The organism is Bacillus sp. IT-79MI2 (genome assembly GCF_949768135.1).
GTDB lineage: Bacteria > Bacillota > Bacilli > Bacillales > Bacillaceae_G > Bacillus_A > Bacillus_A pseudomycoides.
On the sequence record NZ_CATKPV010000066.1, the window covers coordinates 1 to 16,602 of the forward strand.

At 35.7% G+C, this 16,602-nt stretch carries 20 protein-coding genes; 19 read left to right on the plus strand and 1 reads right to left on the minus strand.

The features are described 5' to 3' along the window. Positions 1–249: 249 nt before the first annotated feature. From ACM6HU_RS17185 to rsmI, 9 genes are all read left to right on the plus strand, one after another. Positions 250–429: a sigma factor G inhibitor Gin gene (locus tag ACM6HU_RS17185; protein ID WP_016116889.1), complete on the plus strand. Its 180-nt coding sequence runs from the start codon at positions 250–252 to the stop codon at positions 427–429. Positions 430–511: 82 nt separating this feature from the next. Further along, entirely contained in the window at positions 512–1,933 is a 1,422-nt protein-coding gene (locus ACM6HU_RS17190; RefSeq protein ID WP_016116890.1) for an aminotransferase class I/II-fold pyridoxal phosphate-dependent enzyme, read from the plus strand. A gap of 1 nt (position 1,934) precedes the next feature. Further along, positions 1,935–2,561 carry a dTMP kinase gene (gene tmk, locus ACM6HU_RS17195; RefSeq protein ID WP_016116891.1) on the plus strand — a complete coding sequence of 209 codons (627 nt, stop codon included), beginning with the start codon at positions 1,935–1,937 and terminating at the stop codon, positions 2,559–2,561. Positions 2,562–2,596: 35 nt separating this feature from the next. After that, positions 2,597–3,580, plus strand: coding sequence for a DNA polymerase III subunit delta' (gene holB, locus ACM6HU_RS17200; RefSeq protein ID WP_016116892.1), 984 nt, complete (start codon positions 2,597–2,599; stop codon positions 3,578–3,580). A gap of 5 nt (positions 3,581–3,585) precedes the next feature. Then, positions 3,586–4,413 carry a stage 0 sporulation family protein gene (locus ACM6HU_RS17205; RefSeq protein ID WP_003194202.1) on the plus strand — a complete coding sequence of 276 codons (828 nt, stop codon included), beginning with the start codon at positions 3,586–3,588 and terminating at the stop codon, positions 4,411–4,413. Between the two features lie 14 nt (positions 4,414–4,427). Then, positions 4,428–4,778: a DNA replication initiation control protein YabA gene (yabA, locus tag ACM6HU_RS17210; protein WP_016116893.1), complete on the plus strand. Its 351-nt coding sequence runs from the start codon at positions 4,428–4,430 to the stop codon at positions 4,776–4,778. A 120-nt stretch (positions 4,779–4,898) separates the two neighbouring features. Beyond that, on the plus strand, positions 4,899–5,639 hold the full coding sequence (locus ACM6HU_RS17215) for a tRNA1(Val) (adenine(37)-N6)-methyltransferase (RefSeq protein ID WP_016116894.1): 741 nt from the start codon (positions 4,899–4,901) through the stop codon (positions 5,637–5,639). Next, positions 5,626–5,916 carry a GIY-YIG nuclease family protein gene (locus tag ACM6HU_RS17220; protein ID WP_018783059.1) on the plus strand — a complete coding sequence of 97 codons (291 nt, stop codon included), beginning with the start codon at positions 5,626–5,628 and terminating at the stop codon, positions 5,914–5,916. Before ACM6HU_RS17215 ends, ACM6HU_RS17220 begins: the two co-directional genes overlap by 14 nt. Then, entirely contained in the window at positions 5,885–6,760 is an 876-nt protein-coding gene (gene rsmI, locus ACM6HU_RS17225) for a 16S rRNA (cytidine(1402)-2'-O)-methyltransferase (protein ID WP_016116896.1), read from the plus strand. Before ACM6HU_RS17220 ends, rsmI begins: the two co-directional genes overlap by 32 nt. A gap of 20 nt (positions 6,761–6,780) precedes the next feature. Here rsmI and ACM6HU_RS17230 read toward each other — a convergent pair whose 3' ends face one another. Next, positions 6,781–7,065 carry an AbrB/MazE/SpoVT family DNA-binding domain-containing protein gene (locus tag ACM6HU_RS17230; RefSeq protein ID WP_016116897.1) on the minus strand — a complete coding sequence of 95 codons (285 nt, stop codon included), beginning with the start codon at positions 7,063–7,065 and terminating at the stop codon, positions 6,781–6,783. 363 nt (positions 7,066–7,428) lie between these two features. On the opposite strand from ACM6HU_RS17230, the gene metG reads away from it, so the two are divergent. The 10 genes from metG to ACM6HU_RS17280 all read left to right on the plus strand — a co-directional run bounded on the left by metG (position 7,429) and on the right by ACM6HU_RS17280 (position 16,534). Continuing rightward, the gene (metG, locus tag ACM6HU_RS17235; RefSeq protein WP_016116898.1) at positions 7,429–9,411 is read left to right on the plus strand and encodes a methionine--tRNA ligase; all 1,983 of its coding nucleotides are present in this window, start codon (positions 7,429–7,431) and stop codon (positions 9,409–9,411) included. A 177-nt stretch (positions 9,412–9,588) separates the two neighbouring features. Then, complete coding sequence (locus ACM6HU_RS17240; RefSeq protein WP_016116899.1) at positions 9,589–10,356, plus strand: TatD family hydrolase; 768 nt, start codon at positions 9,589–9,591, stop codon at positions 10,354–10,356. A gap of 280 nt (positions 10,357–10,636) precedes the next feature. After that, complete coding sequence (gene rnmV / locus ACM6HU_RS17245; RefSeq protein WP_016116900.1) at positions 10,637–11,194, plus strand: ribonuclease M5; 558 nt, start codon at positions 10,637–10,639, stop codon at positions 11,192–11,194. Beyond that, complete coding sequence (gene rsmA / locus ACM6HU_RS17250; protein ID WP_016116901.1) at positions 11,191–12,072, plus strand: 16S rRNA (adenine(1518)-N(6)/adenine(1519)-N(6))-dimethyltransferase RsmA; 882 nt, start codon at positions 11,191–11,193, stop codon at positions 12,070–12,072. The genes rnmV and rsmA overlap by 4 nt, the downstream gene beginning before the upstream one ends. 239 nt (positions 12,073–12,311) lie before the next feature. Then, on the plus strand, positions 12,312–13,175 hold the full coding sequence (yabG, locus tag ACM6HU_RS17255; RefSeq protein ID WP_003205440.1) for a sporulation peptidase YabG: 864 nt from the start codon (positions 12,312–12,314) through the stop codon (positions 13,173–13,175). A gap of 277 nt (positions 13,176–13,452) precedes the next feature. Beyond that, entirely contained in the window at positions 13,453–13,716 is a 264-nt protein-coding gene (gene veg / locus ACM6HU_RS17260) for a biofilm formation stimulator Veg (protein ID WP_018767332.1), read from the plus strand. 90 nt (positions 13,717–13,806) lie between these two features. Further along, the gene (gene sspF, locus ACM6HU_RS17265; protein WP_016116903.1) at positions 13,807–13,986 is read left to right on the plus strand and encodes an acid-soluble spore protein SspF; all 180 of its coding nucleotides are present in this window, start codon (positions 13,807–13,809) and stop codon (positions 13,984–13,986) included. A 196-nt stretch (positions 13,987–14,182) separates the two neighbouring features. Next, complete coding sequence (gene ispE / locus ACM6HU_RS17270; RefSeq protein WP_018767331.1) at positions 14,183–15,052, plus strand: 4-(cytidine 5'-diphospho)-2-C-methyl-D-erythritol kinase; 870 nt, start codon at positions 14,183–14,185, stop codon at positions 15,050–15,052. A 54-nt stretch (positions 15,053–15,106) separates the two neighbouring features. Continuing rightward, on the plus strand, positions 15,107–15,955 hold the full coding sequence (purR, locus tag ACM6HU_RS17275; protein WP_016131601.1) for a pur operon repressor: 849 nt from the start codon (positions 15,107–15,109) through the stop codon (positions 15,953–15,955). A 204-nt stretch (positions 15,956–16,159) separates the two neighbouring features. After that, complete coding sequence (locus ACM6HU_RS17280) at positions 16,160–16,534, plus strand: RidA family protein (protein ID WP_414848349.1); 375 nt, start codon at positions 16,160–16,162, stop codon at positions 16,532–16,534. Positions 16,535–16,602 lie beyond the last annotated feature (68 nt).

Here is a 16,602-nt window from a genome sequence, read left to right on the forward strand (position 1 = left end):
GATTGACTCGTGCTTTTTTATATTTTCAGGTGAAAAGATAATAAAAGTACTGTGGAAGAAAGTTTAATTTCATCATGTGGGTGACAAACACATTGCCCAAATAGGATTCATATCATACATATATAACGAAACGATGTATATTTTCCAGAAAAGTGTCAAGGAATAGAAGTAAGTATATTTTAATTCAAAATAGAGGGGAGGAATATCCTACATCGTTTTCATTTAGAGAAAAATGATTAGGATAAAGATATGAAAATAAAACATGAGGTTTGCATTGTATGTGGGAATAGGAAAGATGATGGTATACATGTACACACAAGTTTTATATGTGATGCTTGTGAACGGGACATGGTAGAAACTGAAACGAATGACCCTAAATATATATACTATTTAGAACAACTGCGAAAAATCCAAATATCATATTCATAAATAGGCGTACATGCCTATTATTTTTTTTGCCATAATATCTCTGTATAATAGATAGAGAATGAAAAGTAAGGAAGAGATAAACATGAATCAAAATCGAATACCATTATATGAGACGTTACTCCAGTTTAAAAATAAAAAGCCTCTATCTTTACATGTTCCGGGACATAAAAATGGTTTGAATTTTCCGGAGCAGGCACAAGCAGGTTTTAGTGATGTACTTTCTATTGATGTAACGGAATTAACAGGATTAGATGATTTGCATAGTCCGTTTGAATGTATAGATGAAGCACAGCAATTATTGGCTGATGTATATAATGTAAAAAAGAGTTATTTTTTAATTAATGGTTCTACAGTTGGAAATTTGGCAATGATTTTATCATGCTGTGAGGAGCATGATATTGTTCTTGTACAAAGAAATTGCCACAAGTCCATTATTAATGGCTTAAAGTTAGCTGGAGTGAATCCAGTATTTTTAGAGCCTTGGATTGATGAATTGTATGGCGTCCCAGTTGGAGTTCAGCATGAAGTCATTAAGGGAGCTATTGAACGATACCCAGAAGCAAAGGCATTGATTTTAACACATCCCAATTATTATGGTATGGGAGTTGATTTAAAGGAAAGTATTATGTGTGCACACGCAAATAAAATTCCTGTTTTAGTAGATGAGGCACATGGAGCTCATTTTTGTATAGGAGAGCCGTTCCCTAATTCAGCATTAGAATACGGTGCTGATATAGTTGTACACTCGGCGCATAAAACATTACCCGCCATGACTATGGGTTCTTATTTACATATCAATAGTAATTTAGTTCATGAAGAAAAAGTTTCTTCTTATTTAAGTATGTTACAATCTAGCAGTCCATCTTATCCGATTATGGCTTCATTAGATGTGGCTCGCTTTACATTAGCAAATATGAAGGAGAAGGGCTGTCATAAAATTGTGGAGTTTGTGAGGCAATTTAGGGAGGGATTGCAGGATATTCCACAAATCGCTGTTTTGCAGTATCCTTTGCAGGATGAGTTAAAGGTTACGGTACAAACACGCTGTGAGCTGTCTGGATATGAATTACAATCTATATTTGAAAAGATAGGTATATACGCAGAAATGGCAGATCCATATAATGTTCTATTTATTTTACCATTGCAAGTAAATGAGCAGTATATGAAAGCGATAGAGGTAATACGGTCGGCATTACGTAACTATACGGTAACAGACAAGATATCATCGATTCGGTATACTTACAAAGGGGGATTTTCTTCTTTACCATTTACTTATAAGCAATTAGAAAAGTATAAGAAAAAAGTTGTACCTTTACAAGAAGCCGCCGGGATGATTGCAGCGGATATGGTTATCCCGTATCCACCGGGTATTCCATTGCTTATGTATGGAGAAAAAATTACTACGGAACACATCAAACAAATTTCTTATTTAGAAGAAACGGGTGCTCGTTTTCAAGGAAATGTAAAATATATGAATGTGTATGATATAGAAAGTAGGTTTTAGGATGAAGGGATTATTTGTAACAATTGAAGGACCAGAGGGTTCAGGTAAATCGACATTAATTACAAAGTTATTACCGCACTTTGAAAAGAAAGAACAAAAAGTTATAGCAACGCGAGAACCAGGTGGTATTGCGATTTCAGAAGAAATTCGAGAAATCTTACATAAACAAGAGCACACGATGATGGAAGCACGTACGGAGGCATTATTATATGCTGCAGCACGCAGACAGCACTTAGTAGAAAAAGTTATGCCAGCTTTGGAGAAAAACTACCTTGTATTATGTGATCGTTTTATTGACAGTTCTCTTGCTTATCAAGGTTATGCAAGAGGTCTAGGGATTGATAAAGTATTTGAAATTAATCGGTTTGCAACAGAAGACTGTATGCCTAGTTTGACAATCTATTTAGATATTGAACCTGAAGTAGGCTTGGCACGCATTGAAAAGGATGCTAATCGTGAAGTGAATCGTTTAGATATGGAAAGTATTGAATTCCACAAACGTGTACGTGAGGGATATTTACAGGTGGTAGATCGCTTCTCAGATCGCATAGTTATTGTGAATGCAGATCAACCGATGGAAAAGATTTTGGAAGAAGTTATTCAGCTTGTAGAAGATAAATTGTTATAATAGAAGGAAAGTATAAAACAAGTGAGGTATGCATTATGACGAGAACGTGGGAGCAGCTTTCTGCTATACAGCCCATTGGTGTAAAGATGTTGATGAATAGTATTGCAAAAGGGCGTATATCCCACGCTTATTTGTTAGAAGGTGCAAAAGGAACTGGAAAATATGAAACGGCCATTCAAATGGCAAAAAGTTTTCTTTGTAAACAAAGAAACGGTGTAGAGCCGTGTCATACATGTACGAATTGCCGCCGGATTGATTCGGGTAACCATCCTAATTTACATATTGTAAGACCAGATGGGTTATCTATTAAAAAACAACAAATTCACGATTTACAGGAAGAGTTTTCAAAAACGGGTTTAGAGGCAAATAAAAAGGTATACATTATTGAGCATGCAGATCGAATGACAGCAAATGCTGCTAATACCTTATTAAAATTTTTAGAAGAACCAAGCAGCGATACAACAGCTATTTTACTTACTGAACAAAGTCATCAAATTTTAAATACTATTTTATCTCGTTGTCAAGTTGTGACATTTAGACCTTTGTCTACAGAATCTTTAATTGAGAGACTGCAGGGAGATGGAATTGCAGTTTCTTTATCTACCCTTGCTGCACAGCTTACGAATAGTTTTGAGGAAGCATTATTACTGTGTAATGATGAATGGTTTGCACAAGCACGAGCTTTAGTGATAAAATTATGTGAAGCGCTCGAAAAAGATACAACCTCTCTTTTTTTTGTACAAGAAAAATGGGGGAAACACTTTGGAGAGAAGGAACAATTACAACAAGGTTTAGATATTTTACTCCTTATTTATAGGGATTTATTATATGTTCAATTAGGAGAGGAAGATCGTCTTGTCTTTCAAGATCAAAAGGAGATGTTTCATTCTTTCTCTTACGCTCAGAGGCGCATTGTATCAGCTCTTTTTAATATATTAGAAGCAAAAAATAGAATCAACGCTAATGTAAATGCGCAGCTTGTGTTCGAACAGTTAGTGTTGCGGTTGCAGGAGGGATGACCGTTTTGTATGATGTAGTAGGTGTTCGCTTTAAGAAGGCCGGAAAAGTGTATTACTTTGACCCGAATCAATTCGATATCTCGGAAAATGAATTTGTGATCGTGGAAACTGTACGAGGTATTGAATATGGGAAAGTAGTTATTACAAAAAAGCAAGTTGATGAAAACGATGTGGTACTACCGCTAAAGAAAGTCATTCGCATTGCAAATGAAAATGATCGGACAATTGTTGAAGAGAACAAACATGCTGCAAAAGAAGCATATCAAGTTTGTCAACAAAAGGTAGGGGAACATAAACTTGATATGAAGCTTGTAGACGTAGAATATACGTTTGATCGTAATAAGATTATTTTCTATTTTACAGCGGATGGTCGTATTGACTTTCGTGAACTTGTAAAAGACTTAGCTGCAATTTTTCGGACAAGAATTGAGCTAAGACAAATTGGTGTTCGCGATGAAGCAAAAATGCTTGGTGGTATTGGTCCGTGCGGCCGTATGCTTTGTTGTTCTACATTTTTAGGTGATTTTGAACCTGTATCCATTAAAATGGCAAAGGATCAAAATTTATCATTAAATCCTGCGAAAATTTCTGGCTTATGTGGCCGATTAATGTGTTGCTTAAAATATGAGAATGATGAGTATGAAGCGGCAAAAGAGCAACTTCCTGATTTAGATCAACGTATACAAACACCGCATGGTCTTGGACGCGTTATCGGATTAAATATTTTAGAAAGATTAATTCAAGTGGAACTAGTAGACAAGGAACGGATAGTAGAATATACGTTAGATGAATTAATTAATGAAGGGGTCGTTTCGAGTCAAACCACAGATTAATGAGGTGGGTGCTTGTGGAGAAAAAGGATATTTTTGCAGCGGTTTCCAGTATGGAAGAGCAAATTGGACATTTATATAAGCAGTTGGGAGAATTAAAGCAACATCTTGCAGAGTTACTTGAAGAAAACCAACATATTAAAATGGAAAATGAAAATTTGCGACGTCGTTTTGAAGAAATACAGAATAAGGAAAAACAAAAAACTCAAAAACGAAAAGAAATGAAGCCTAAAACGGATATTGGTGAAGGCTATGATAACTTAGCACGCCTATATCAAGAAGGTTTCCATATCTGTAATTTACATTATGGAAGTGTACGTAAAGAAGGGGATTGTTTATTCTGTCTGTCATTTTTAAATAAAAAATGAAATTACCTTTCCAATATATTGGAAAGGTAATTTTTTATACATGAGAGTAAAGATAAGATGAAATAGGTCTTAGTTTTACGTTCAAATAGGGTAGGTTAAGTATAAGAAAGGAAATCGTATATGCACTTATATGAAGATGAACGTTTAGATTATTTACTAGCGGAAGAAATGAAAATTATTCAAAGTCCATCTGTGTTTAATTTTTCTTTAGACGCAGTGTTACTTGCGAATTTTGCATGGATCCCGATTCAAAAGGGAAATTTGCTTGATTTATGTACAGGAAATGCTGTTATTCCGCTTTTGTTAAGCACGAGAACGAAAGGGAATATTACAGGGGTAGAAATTCAAGAACGCTTGTATGATATGGGAGTAAGAAGCATCCAGTATAACAAGTTAGAAGAAAGAATCCAGTTAATTCATGGAGACTTAAAGGATATGCCAGAGCAGCTTGGGCGTCATCAATACGATGTTGTAACATGTAATCCGCCGTATTTTCAAACGCCAAAGGCATCTGAGAAAAACATTAACGAGCATTTAGCTATAGCTCGTCATGAAATTATGTGTACATTAGAGGATGTCGTATATGCTAGTAGTCAGCTTGTAAAGCAAGGTGGTAAGGTAGCATTTGTTCATCGTCCAGGTCGATTACTTGATATTGTAACACTAATGAGAAAGTATAAGATTGAACCAAAACGTGTGCAGTTTGTATATCCAAAGGCGGGTAAAGAAGCAAATACGCTACTAATAGAAGGAATTAAAGATGGAAATGCAGATTTAAAAATTTTGCCACCGCTTTTTGTATATGAGGAAAATAATGAGTATACAAAGGAGCTTCGTTCAATCTTATATGGAGAAAAATAAACATTATTTTTATGTAGTAGAATGTTCAGATAGGAGTTATTATGCAGGGTATACAAATAATTTAGAGAAACGAATTCAAACTCATAATAGTGGGAAGGGAGCGCGTTATACTCGTGCTAGGCTTCCTGTTGTTTTGAAATATGTAGAGGTTCATGAAGATAAAACTACAGCGATGCAAGCCGAATATCATTTTAAACAGTTAAAGCGAAAAGAAAAAGAAGAATATATGCAAAAAGGAGAACGCTATGTGGCAGCAAAAAAGTTTTCAAGCAAATGAAAAGGGAGCCTTATATTTAGTTCCAACGCCGATTGGTAATTTAGAAGATATGACGTTTCGTTCGATTCGGATATTGAAAGAGGCTGATATCATTGCTGCTGAAGATACGCGGCAGACGAAAAAGCTTTGTAACTATTTTGAAATTGAAACACCAGTTATGAGTTATCATGAGCATAATAAGGGAGTAAGTGGACAGAAAATTTTAGATAAGCTAGAAGATGGAAAAACAGTAGCTCTTGTAAGTGATGCAGGTATGCCTTGTATTTCTGATCCAGGCTACGACATTGTTGTAGAAGCTGTAGAGAAACAATATCATGTTATTCCACTTCCAGGGGCAAATGCAGCCCTTACAGCGTTAATTGCATCAGGGTTAGAAACGAGACATTTTTATTTTTACGGATTTTTGCACAGAAATAAAAAAGAACGTAAGGCGGAATTAGAAAAGCTTCGTTATGTTCCAACTACGATGATGTTCTATGAAGCGCCGCATCGGTTAGATGATACATTAATTTCTATGAAAGAAGTACTTGGAAATAGAGAAATTGTATTGTGCCGAGAACTAACGAAAAAATTTGAAGAATTTATTCGTGGTTCGGTAGAAGAAGCGATTGAATGGACAAAGCAAAATGAGGTTCGTGGTGAATTTTGTATATTAGTATCCGGGTCAAAAGAGGAAGCTGCTCCAGAGGAACAGTGGTGGGAAGCTATATCAGTATACGATCATATCGAACATTACATAAACGAGCAAGGAATGTCTTCAAAGGATGCAATTAAAAAGGCGGCCAAAGATCGAGATTTGTCGAAACGAGACGTCTATCAAATCTATCATGTTGATAAAAAATAAGCTTCTCATAATTGAGAAGCTTATTTTGCTGCTTGAATATATTGATGAAGTTCGTTTAAGATCTGTTCAGCGCCTTCTTTGCTTAAGATAATTTTACCTTCAGCTAAAGAAAGGTTACCATCAGACACTTCACCAGTTACTTGGCAAGTCATGTTAGGCTTATATTTTTTTAGGATGATTTTTTCGTCATCAACGTAAATTTCAAGAGCATCCTTTTCAGCAATACCTAATGTACGACGTAATTCAATCGGAATTACAACACGGCCTAATTCATCAACTTTACGAACGATACCAGTAGATTTCATATTCGTTATCCTCCTCATATTTTGTAAGTTTGCGAGTCTATATTTTAATTCGTCATTTTTCGACAAAATACCCTATGAACATATGATACCAATCATTTACATTTCCGTCAATTCATAAATTTTATATTTTATGAAAGAATTGTAGATTTTTATACTTCTTATATATAATAGAAAATGAAAGAATTACACAAGTGTTTTACTATATTTTTAAATTTTATCAATATTTCAGATAAATTACTGTATATTTTTTTTGAATATGAGTAATAGATGATAAAGATAATCGAGCATTAATTCGTTTTTATGCGTCAGTTTTTGATATACTGTTTATAAATACATATGAGGTCATTTGGGAGGTTCAAAACAATGACAGAGGAAAATAAGACCTTTTATATCACTACTCCAATTTATTATCCAAGCGGAAAGCTTCATATTGGACATGCTTATACAACGGTAGCAGGAGATGCGATGGCACGCTACAAGCGCATGCAAGGATATGATGTTCATTATTTAACAGGTACTGATGAGCATGGACAAAAGATTCAAAAGAAAGCAGAAGAACTACAAGTTACACCACAAGCATATGTTGATAACATTGTAGCAGGAATTAAAGAATTGTGGGGGAAAATGGACATTTCTTACGATGACTTTATTCGGACAACCGAAGATCGTCATAAAGAAGTTGTTGAAAAGATTTTTAAACAACTTGTTGATCAAGGTGATATTTATCTTGATGAATATGAAGGATGGTATTCTGTACAGGATGAAACATTCTACACAGAACATCAACTTGTTGATCCGATTATGGAAGGCGATAAAGTAGTCGGAGGAAAAAGTCCAGATAGTGGCCATGCTGTAGAACTGGTTCGCGAAGAATCTTACTTCTTTAGAATGGGTAAATATGTAGATCGACTACTACAATTTTATGAAGAAAATCCACACTTCATTCAACCTGAATCTCGTAAAAATGAAATGATTAATAACTTCATTAAACCAGGTCTAGAAGATTTAGCAGTTTCTCGTACTTCTTTTGACTGGGGAATTCGTGTGCCAGGTAACCCAAAACACGTTATTTACGTATGGGTAGATGCATTATCTAATTACATTACAGCACTAGGATATGGAACAGATAATGAAGAGAAATATAAAAAGTATTGGCCAGCAGATGTTCACTTAGTAGGAAAAGAAATTGTTCGTTTCCATACAATTTATTGGCCGATTATTTTAATGGCGCTAGATTTACCACTGCCGAAAAAGGTATTTGCTCATGGTTGGATCTTAATGAAAGACGGAAAAATGAGTAAATCAAAAGGTAATGTAGTTGATCCAGTTACGTTAATTGATCGTTATGGATTGGATGCACTGCGTTACTATTTACTTCGTGAGGTTCCATTTGGATCAGACGGTGTATTTACGCCAGAAGGTTTTATTGAGCGAATTAATTTTGACCTTGCAAATGACTTAGGAAACTTATTAAATCGTACAGTAGCGATGATTGATAAGTACTTTAATGGAGAAATTCCTGCTTTTAAAGAAAATGTAACTGAGTTTGATGAAACAGTAGTAACGTTTGCACAGGATACATTAAAAAAAGTAGAAGAAGCAATGGAAAACATGGAGTTTTCAGTAGCATTGAGTTCTATTTGGCAACTGGTTAGCCGTACTAATAAATATATTGATGAAACACAACCTTGGGTATTAGCGAAAGATGAGAATGATCGTGATAAACTTGCGTCCGTAATGGCACACCTTGCAGAAATGCTTCGCCAAATGGGTATTATGCTTATGCCATTCTTGACAGCAACACCAAGTAAAATCTTTACACAACTTGGCCTTACTGATGAAGCTTATCAATCTTGGGATAGCCTTTCTACGATTGGTTGTATTCCAGCTAGCACGAAGGTAGTCAAAGGACAACCAATTTTCCCACGCTTAGAGGTAGAAGTAGAAGTTGAATATATCAAAGAACAAATGAAAGGTTCTGCTCCTAAAGTAGAGGAGAAAAAGGAAGAGGAACCGAAGGCAGAAGAAATTACAATTGATGATTTCTTTAAAGTTGAATTGCGTGTGGCGGAAGTAATAGAAGCAGAGCCTGTAAAAAAAGCAGACAAACTGTTAAAGATTCAACTTGATTTAGGCACAGAAAAGCGACAAGTTGTTTCTGGAATTGCTAAATTTTACACACCAGAAGAATTAAAAGGGAAAAAAGTTATTTGTGTAACGAATTTAAAACCAGTGAAATTACGTGGTGAATTATCACAAGGTATGATTTTAGCAGGCGAAGAAAACGGAGTATTGTCTTTAGCAACAATTGATCAAAATTTACCAAATGGTACAAAAATCAAGTAATCTTGACAAAATAAGAGATGTTTCACGTGTAACATTCGTGGAGCATCTTTTTTTCTTGTCAGGAATCTTTTTAAAAATTCCTTTTTTGTATTAAGATTGTACTATTGTTATTACGTTTTTAGGGAAGAGATTTTTTACTATGATAGAATTTATTTCAAATAAAAGGAGTTATTTGTTATGTTGTTTGATACACATTCACATTTAAATGCAGAGCAATTTGAAGAAGATTTACAGGAAGTTATTGCAAGAATGAAAGAAGCTAGGGTTTCGTATACAGTTGTTGTTGGTTTTGATGAGGTAACAATAAAAAAGGCAATTGAGCTCGCAGAAACGTATGACTTTATTTATGCAGCGGTTGGTTGGCATCCCGTTGATGCCATTGATATGACGGAAGGGCATTTAGTTTGGTTAGAAGAGTTAGCTGCACACCCAAAAGTAGTTGCTCTTGGTGAAATGGGGTTAGACTATCATTGGGACAAGTCTCCGAAGGAAATACAGAAAGAAGTATTTCGTAAACAAATTCAGTTAGCAAAGAAAGTGAAATTGCCTATTATTATACATAACCGTGATGCAACGCAAGATATTGTAGATATTCTAGAAGAAGAAAATGCAGCTGAAGTAGGCGGCATTATGCATTGCTTTAGTGGCAGTGTAGAGGTGGCAAAACAATGTATTGATATGAATTTTTTAATTTCATTGGGTGGGCCAGTAACTTTCAAAAATGCAAAGAAACCGAAAGAAGTTGCAATGGAAATTCCAATGGAAAAGCTGCTAATAGAAACGGATTGTCCATACTTAACGCCACATCCATTTCGTGGTAAACGAAATGAGCCAAGTTATGTGAAACTTGTGGCAGAAGAAATTGCTAACTTAAAAGGTATTTCATACGAAGAGGTCGCAAAGGTAACTACAGAAAATGCAAAAGCTTTATTTGGTGTTGAATAAGAAAGAATGGTGAATTCCATTCTTTTTCTTTTACCCTGCCTCTATTGTTACCTCTCAATGAAGAGACACTAACAATACCCGGAAGGCAATACAAGCTAGCTAACTAACGGATATATTTGTAGGGAAGAAAACAAGTGAGGTTAAAGTGTTACAATAAGAAGAGTAGGCAGAGGATTTTTTCTCCTCTGCTTTTTAAATTGTATCAGTGGGAAAATAATAATGGAAAAGTATTCGTTTTTTTGTTTTACTAAGTAGAGACGAAATCAGTGTGGAGGCAGTCATGAAAATTAAAGAGATTATCGTTGTAGAAGGTAAAGATGATACAGTTGCAATTAAGCGTGCTGTTGATGCAGATACAATTGAAACGAACGGTTCAGCAATCGGTGAACATGTCATTGAGCAAGTAAAATTGGCACAGCAAAAACGAGGCGTTATTATTTTGACGGATCCTGATTACCCGGGAGAGCGTATTCGGAAAATTATTTCTGAAATGGTTCCGGGTTGTAAGCATGCTTTCTTACCGAAAGAAGAGGCACTTGCCAAGAGAAAAAAAGGAGTCGGAATTGAACATGCTTCCAATGAATCCATTCGCCGTGCTTTAGAAAATGTTCACGAAGAAATGGAAGCCTATACGAGCGAAATTAGTTGGAGTGACTTAGTAGATGCTGGACTAGTAGGCGGAGAACAGGCAAAAAGTCGTAGAGAAAAAATGGGTAAACTATTAAAGATTGGTTATACAAATGCGAAGCAGTTACATAAACGTTTACAAATGTTTCAAGTTTCAAAAGAAGCATTTGCGGAAGCATATAAACAAGTATTACAGGAGGAAAAGAAATGAAGGATATCGCAACACCGAATCGTACGAAAGACATTGTTGAAAAGTACGGGTTTTCATTCAAAAAGAGTTTAGGTCAAAATTTCTTAATTGATACAAACGTATTAAATCGTATTGTGGATTATGCAGAAATCGGCCCAGAGAGCGGAGCAATTGAAATTGGCCCTGGTATTGGAGCGTTAACGGAGCAGTTAGCAAAACGTGCTAAGAAAGTAGTCGCTTTTGAAATCGATCAACGACTATTACCAATTCTAGACGAAACATTAGCTCCTTACAGCAACGTAACTGTAATTAATAAAGATATTTTAAAAGCAGATGTACATGAAGTATTCGGAGAGCAGTTCGAAAAAGGACAAGACGTAATGGTAGTAGCAAATTTACCATACTACGTTACAACACCAATTTTGTTTAAATTACTAGAAGAGCAATTACCAGTTCGTGGGTTTGTTGTTATGATGCAAAAAGAAGTGGGAGATCGCTTAGCGGCTAAACCAGGAACGAAAGACTACGGTTCTCTATCTATTGCAATTCAATATTATACGGAGGTAGAAACAGTTATGACTGTTCCGCGCACCGTATTTGTCCCACAACCAAATGTAGATTCCGCAGTTATTCGTCTTTTAAAACGTCCAAAACCAATTGTTGAAGTGAAAGATGAGAAGTTTTTCTTCGAAGTAGTACGAGCAAGCTTTGCACAACGTCGTAAAACGTTGATGAATAACTTATCAAATAATCTAAATGGTTTCCCGAAAGATAAGGAGTTATTAGATCGTATTTTAACGGAAGTAGGCATTGATCCAAAGCGAAGAGGCGAAACATTATCAATCGAAGAATTTGCAGCACTGAGTAATGCATTAGTCTCTCATAAAGTGAAACTTTAATCACCCACTGATTATTAGTTGAACCAATCGGGCTTTTATGGGCAGTTAATCCCCCACCTAACTTCTTTGCTTTCGCTGAATTTTGGAGTGGGGATCTTACTGCCCGCAAATAGCGGGATAAACAATAAAAGGACAGCTCAATTCGAGCTGTCCTTTTTGTCACCCTTTTCACTCTAAATTCATACGTTAAAAACAGAACATGGTTAGTGAGATGGCCTAATGAATTTGGAGGTAGGATAATGGCTGTACATGTTGGAGATTTAGTGGAACGACAATCTTATAACCGAGACATTCTTTTTCGCATTACAGAAATAAAAGGTGAAATTGCAATATTATTTGGAGAAGAAGTCAGACTTGTGGCAGATGCACCGCTTGAAGATTTAATTAGCATTGATCAGAGAGAGTATAAGAAAAGGGAAAAGCGTGAGAAGGAAACGATGGAGCGAACATATCGCCTGTTTCAACAAGACTATGTTTTGATGAAGCAACGTCACGAGCATAATTCTACAGGAGGATATACGAGTGAAGTCAATTATTTTCAAATGCCAGGTAGGGTTTTGCATATAGATGGAGACCCATTATATTTACGGAAATGTTTAGATTTATATACAAAGATAGGTGTTCCAGTTCAAGGGGTACATTGTAAAGAAACAGAAATGCATGAAAAGGTAGTTGATTTAATCGATCATTTTCGTCCAGACATTTTGGTCATTACAGGTCATGATGCATATACAAAATCTAAAGGAGTTATGGGAGACTTAGCAGCTTATCGTCATTCTCGGCACTTTGTACAGGCTGTTCGGGAAGTACGAAAAAAATACCCTTCTTTAGATCAACTTGTTATTTTTGCAGGGGCATGTCAGTCCCATTTTGAAGCATTAATTCGAGCTGGTGCTAATTTTGCTAGTTCACCATCGCGTATTAATATTCATGCATTGGATCCAGTATATGTAGTGGGGAAGATTAGTTTTACTTCATTTATGGAACGCGTAAATGTATGGGATGTTGTTCGAAATACTATTACTGGGCAAAAAGGCCTTGGTGGTATTGAGACCCGGGGACTTTTACGAACAGGATTACCTTTTCAATATTATGAAGAGTAAGCAAGGTATATATGTACCTTGTTTTTCTTATGGGAAAAGTATCAGTTTGTTTGGTGAAAGATGTACCATAAACAAGGATTTGTAGGTGCTTGGATAAAAAAAGGTAAGAACGTACAGACTATACAATGATACTTTTATAATATAGTAATTCTTCTATCTATTCGAACGCATTAGGTTCTTGCGAAGATATTGCTTGTTATGTATAGGCAATGATTGGGATAGATATATCATGTATTTATGTATTCACTCTAAATTACAGCGAGGTGTAGCAAAGTATATGTCAAAACGTTTAGATGAAATTAAAAGTGAATTAGATCATCATCTTGGGAAGCGCCTTATGTTAAAGGCGAATAGTGGAAGAAGAAAAACAGTGGAACAATCAGGCGTACTAGCAGAAACGTATCGTTCTGTTTTTGTTGTACAGTTAGATCAACAAGAGGATACATTGCAGCGTGTTTCCTATAGCTATGCAGATGTTTTAACAGAAACGGTAGAATTAACGTTTTATGATGATCCTCAGAACGAGGTTATTTTAGGGTAATTGTCCACTCTGTTACATATATTTCCATAAATAAAAAAGACATTTTTTTGCATACTAATTATACCGTAGCAAAATAAGGAGGGACCTGCATTGAGTAGACGAAGAGGAGTCATGTCAAATCAGTTTAAAGAAGAGCTTGCAAAAGAGCTTGGATTTTATGATGTTGTTCAGAAAGAAGGATGGGGCGGAATTCGTGCGAAAGATGCTGGTAATATGGTGAAACGTGCTATTGAAATTGCACAGCAGCAATTAATGAAACAAAACCAGTAGTTGCAAAATAACTTCTATGCTACGGTAGCCGAGGAGAAATTCCTCGGCTTTTTGCACGCCAAAAGGTATCATCATTTTGCATAAGTAGTTTCATTCTGAATGCTTTTCGTTATAATTAGGGAAGTGTCATCGTCTTACTATAAATTTATGGTAAAATAAACGATAAAAGATTGAGTACATAGAGTGGGTGAATAGATTGAAGCTACTAGTGAAAGCACCAGCAAAGATTAATCTGTCGTTAGATGTACTAGGGAAAAGACAAGACGGTTATCATGAAGTGAAAATGATTATGACAACAATCGATTTAGCAGATCGTTTAGAGTTAACGGAGTTATCAGAAGACCGTATTGAAATTGTATCCCATAATCGGTATGTCCCAGACGACCAGCGTAATTTAGCTTATCAAGCAGCGAAATTATTAAAAGAGAAATTTAAGGTAAAACAAGGTGTATCTATTGCTATTGAAAAAACAATTCCAGTAGCAGCAGGATTAGCAGGTGGAAGCAGTGATGCGGCTGCTACATTACGTGGTCTTAATAAGCTATGGAATTTAGGTCTTACAATAGGTGAATTAGCGGAACTTGGAGCAGAAATTGGATCTGACGTATCCTTTTGTGTATATGGCGGAACAGCGATTGCGACAGGAAGAGGAGAAAAGGTTGAGCATATAAAGACACCTCCTTCTTGTTGGGTTATTTTAGCGAAGCCTCACATCGGTGTATCTACTGCTGACGTATATGGAAATTTACAATTAAATCGTGTCACACATCCAGACGTAGATAAAATGGTTGAAGTTATCAATCAAGGTGACTATAAAGGAATATGCAATGCAGTTGGAAATGTATTAGAAGATGTGACATTTGCGATGCATCCTGAAGTTGCACGTATTAAAGCACAGATGAAGCGCTTTGGCGCAGATGCAGTTTTAATGAGTGGCAGTGGTCCAACTGTGTTTGGGCTTGTGCATCATGATTCGCGTATGCACCGTATTTATAATGGTTTAAAAGGATTTTGTGAACAAGTATACGCAGTCCGTCTATTAGGAGAGCGAGAAACGCTTGAATAAAGACGTATAATAAGTTATGATTTGTTTAGAATATTCGTGATTTGGGGTGAGAATGTGAAAATTAGACGGAGTACAAGACTAGTTGATATGACTTACTATTTATTGCAAAATCCTCGTCAGTTAGTTTCTCTCACTTTTTTTGCTGAACGGTATCAATCAGCTAAGTCTTCCATTAGTGAAGATTTAGTTATTATTAAGCAAACGTTTGAACAACAAGGGGTCGGCACATTGCAAACGATAGCAGGGGCAGCAGGAGGAGTGAAATATATTCCATATATAAGTGAAGAGGAAGCAAATCTGATCATTAATGAGCTTTGTGGCTTATTTGAGAATCCAGATCGTATTCTTCCAGGTGGATACTTATATATGACGGATCTTTTGAGTAATCCACGCTATATCAACGGGGCAGGTCGCCTATTTGCTTCTGTATTTGCGAGGCAGCCGATTGATGCGGTTATGACGGTAGCAACAAAAGGGATTCCGCTTGCATATGCGGTAGCGAATTATTTAGATGTACCTGTAGTAATTGCAAGAAAAGATAATAAGGTAACAGAAGGACCAACAGTTAGTATTAACTATGTATCAGGTTCATCTAAGCGTATTCAAACAATGACTTTAGCAAAACGTAGTCTTCCGGAAGGTGCCAATGTTTTAATCGTTGATGATTTTATGAAGGCTGGAGGAACAATTCAAGGCATGATTAGCATGCTAGAAGAGTTTAATGCCAATGTTGTTGGAATCGGCGTATTAGTAGAATCGACAGATATTGAAGAAAGACTTATTAATAACTTTGTTTCTTTAATCCGCTTATCAGAAGTAGATATTAAAGAGAAAACAATTCAAGTGGAAAAAGGGAATTATTCACTTGTGCCATTTGACGAAGGGCTTGTAGAAGCTGAATAAAAAGGTAAAGCAGAAGCTTTATCTTTTTTTGTAAATGAAAGTGCTAGTGGACGTTAAGTCTTTTCTTGTATTGTGAAAGTCTTACCGCCCGCTAGCACAGGGCATCCTAATTATTTTAGATAGGATGAACTGAGTTTATATGGGAAGAAAGTTTTCTAGGAGTTTTTATTTAAGGAAAATAAAATAATAAAAGGGTGAGAAAATATGAAAGTAGTTCAAGCAAATCAAGCACCACAAGCGATTGGTCCATATTCACAAGGAATTATCGTAAATAACATGTTTTATAGCTCAGGACAAATTCCATTAACGGCAGGTGGAGAACTTGTAACAGGTGATGTGAAAATACAAACCGAACAAGTATTTCAAAATTTACAAGCTGTGTTAGAAGAGGCAGGAGCATCATTTGATACGGTTGTAAAAACAACTGTATTTTTAAAAGATATGGATGATTTTAATGATGTAAACGAAGTATATGGAACATATTTTTCTGCACATAAACCAGCTCGTTCTTGTGTACAAGTTGCAAAATTACCGAAAGATGTTTCCATCGAAATTGAAGTTATTGCCCTTGTAAAATGAAAATTTGTAAGCGATAACGTCCATTAATTCTTATATTCCGTTAAAAAAAATTTTTTATCTTAAAAATT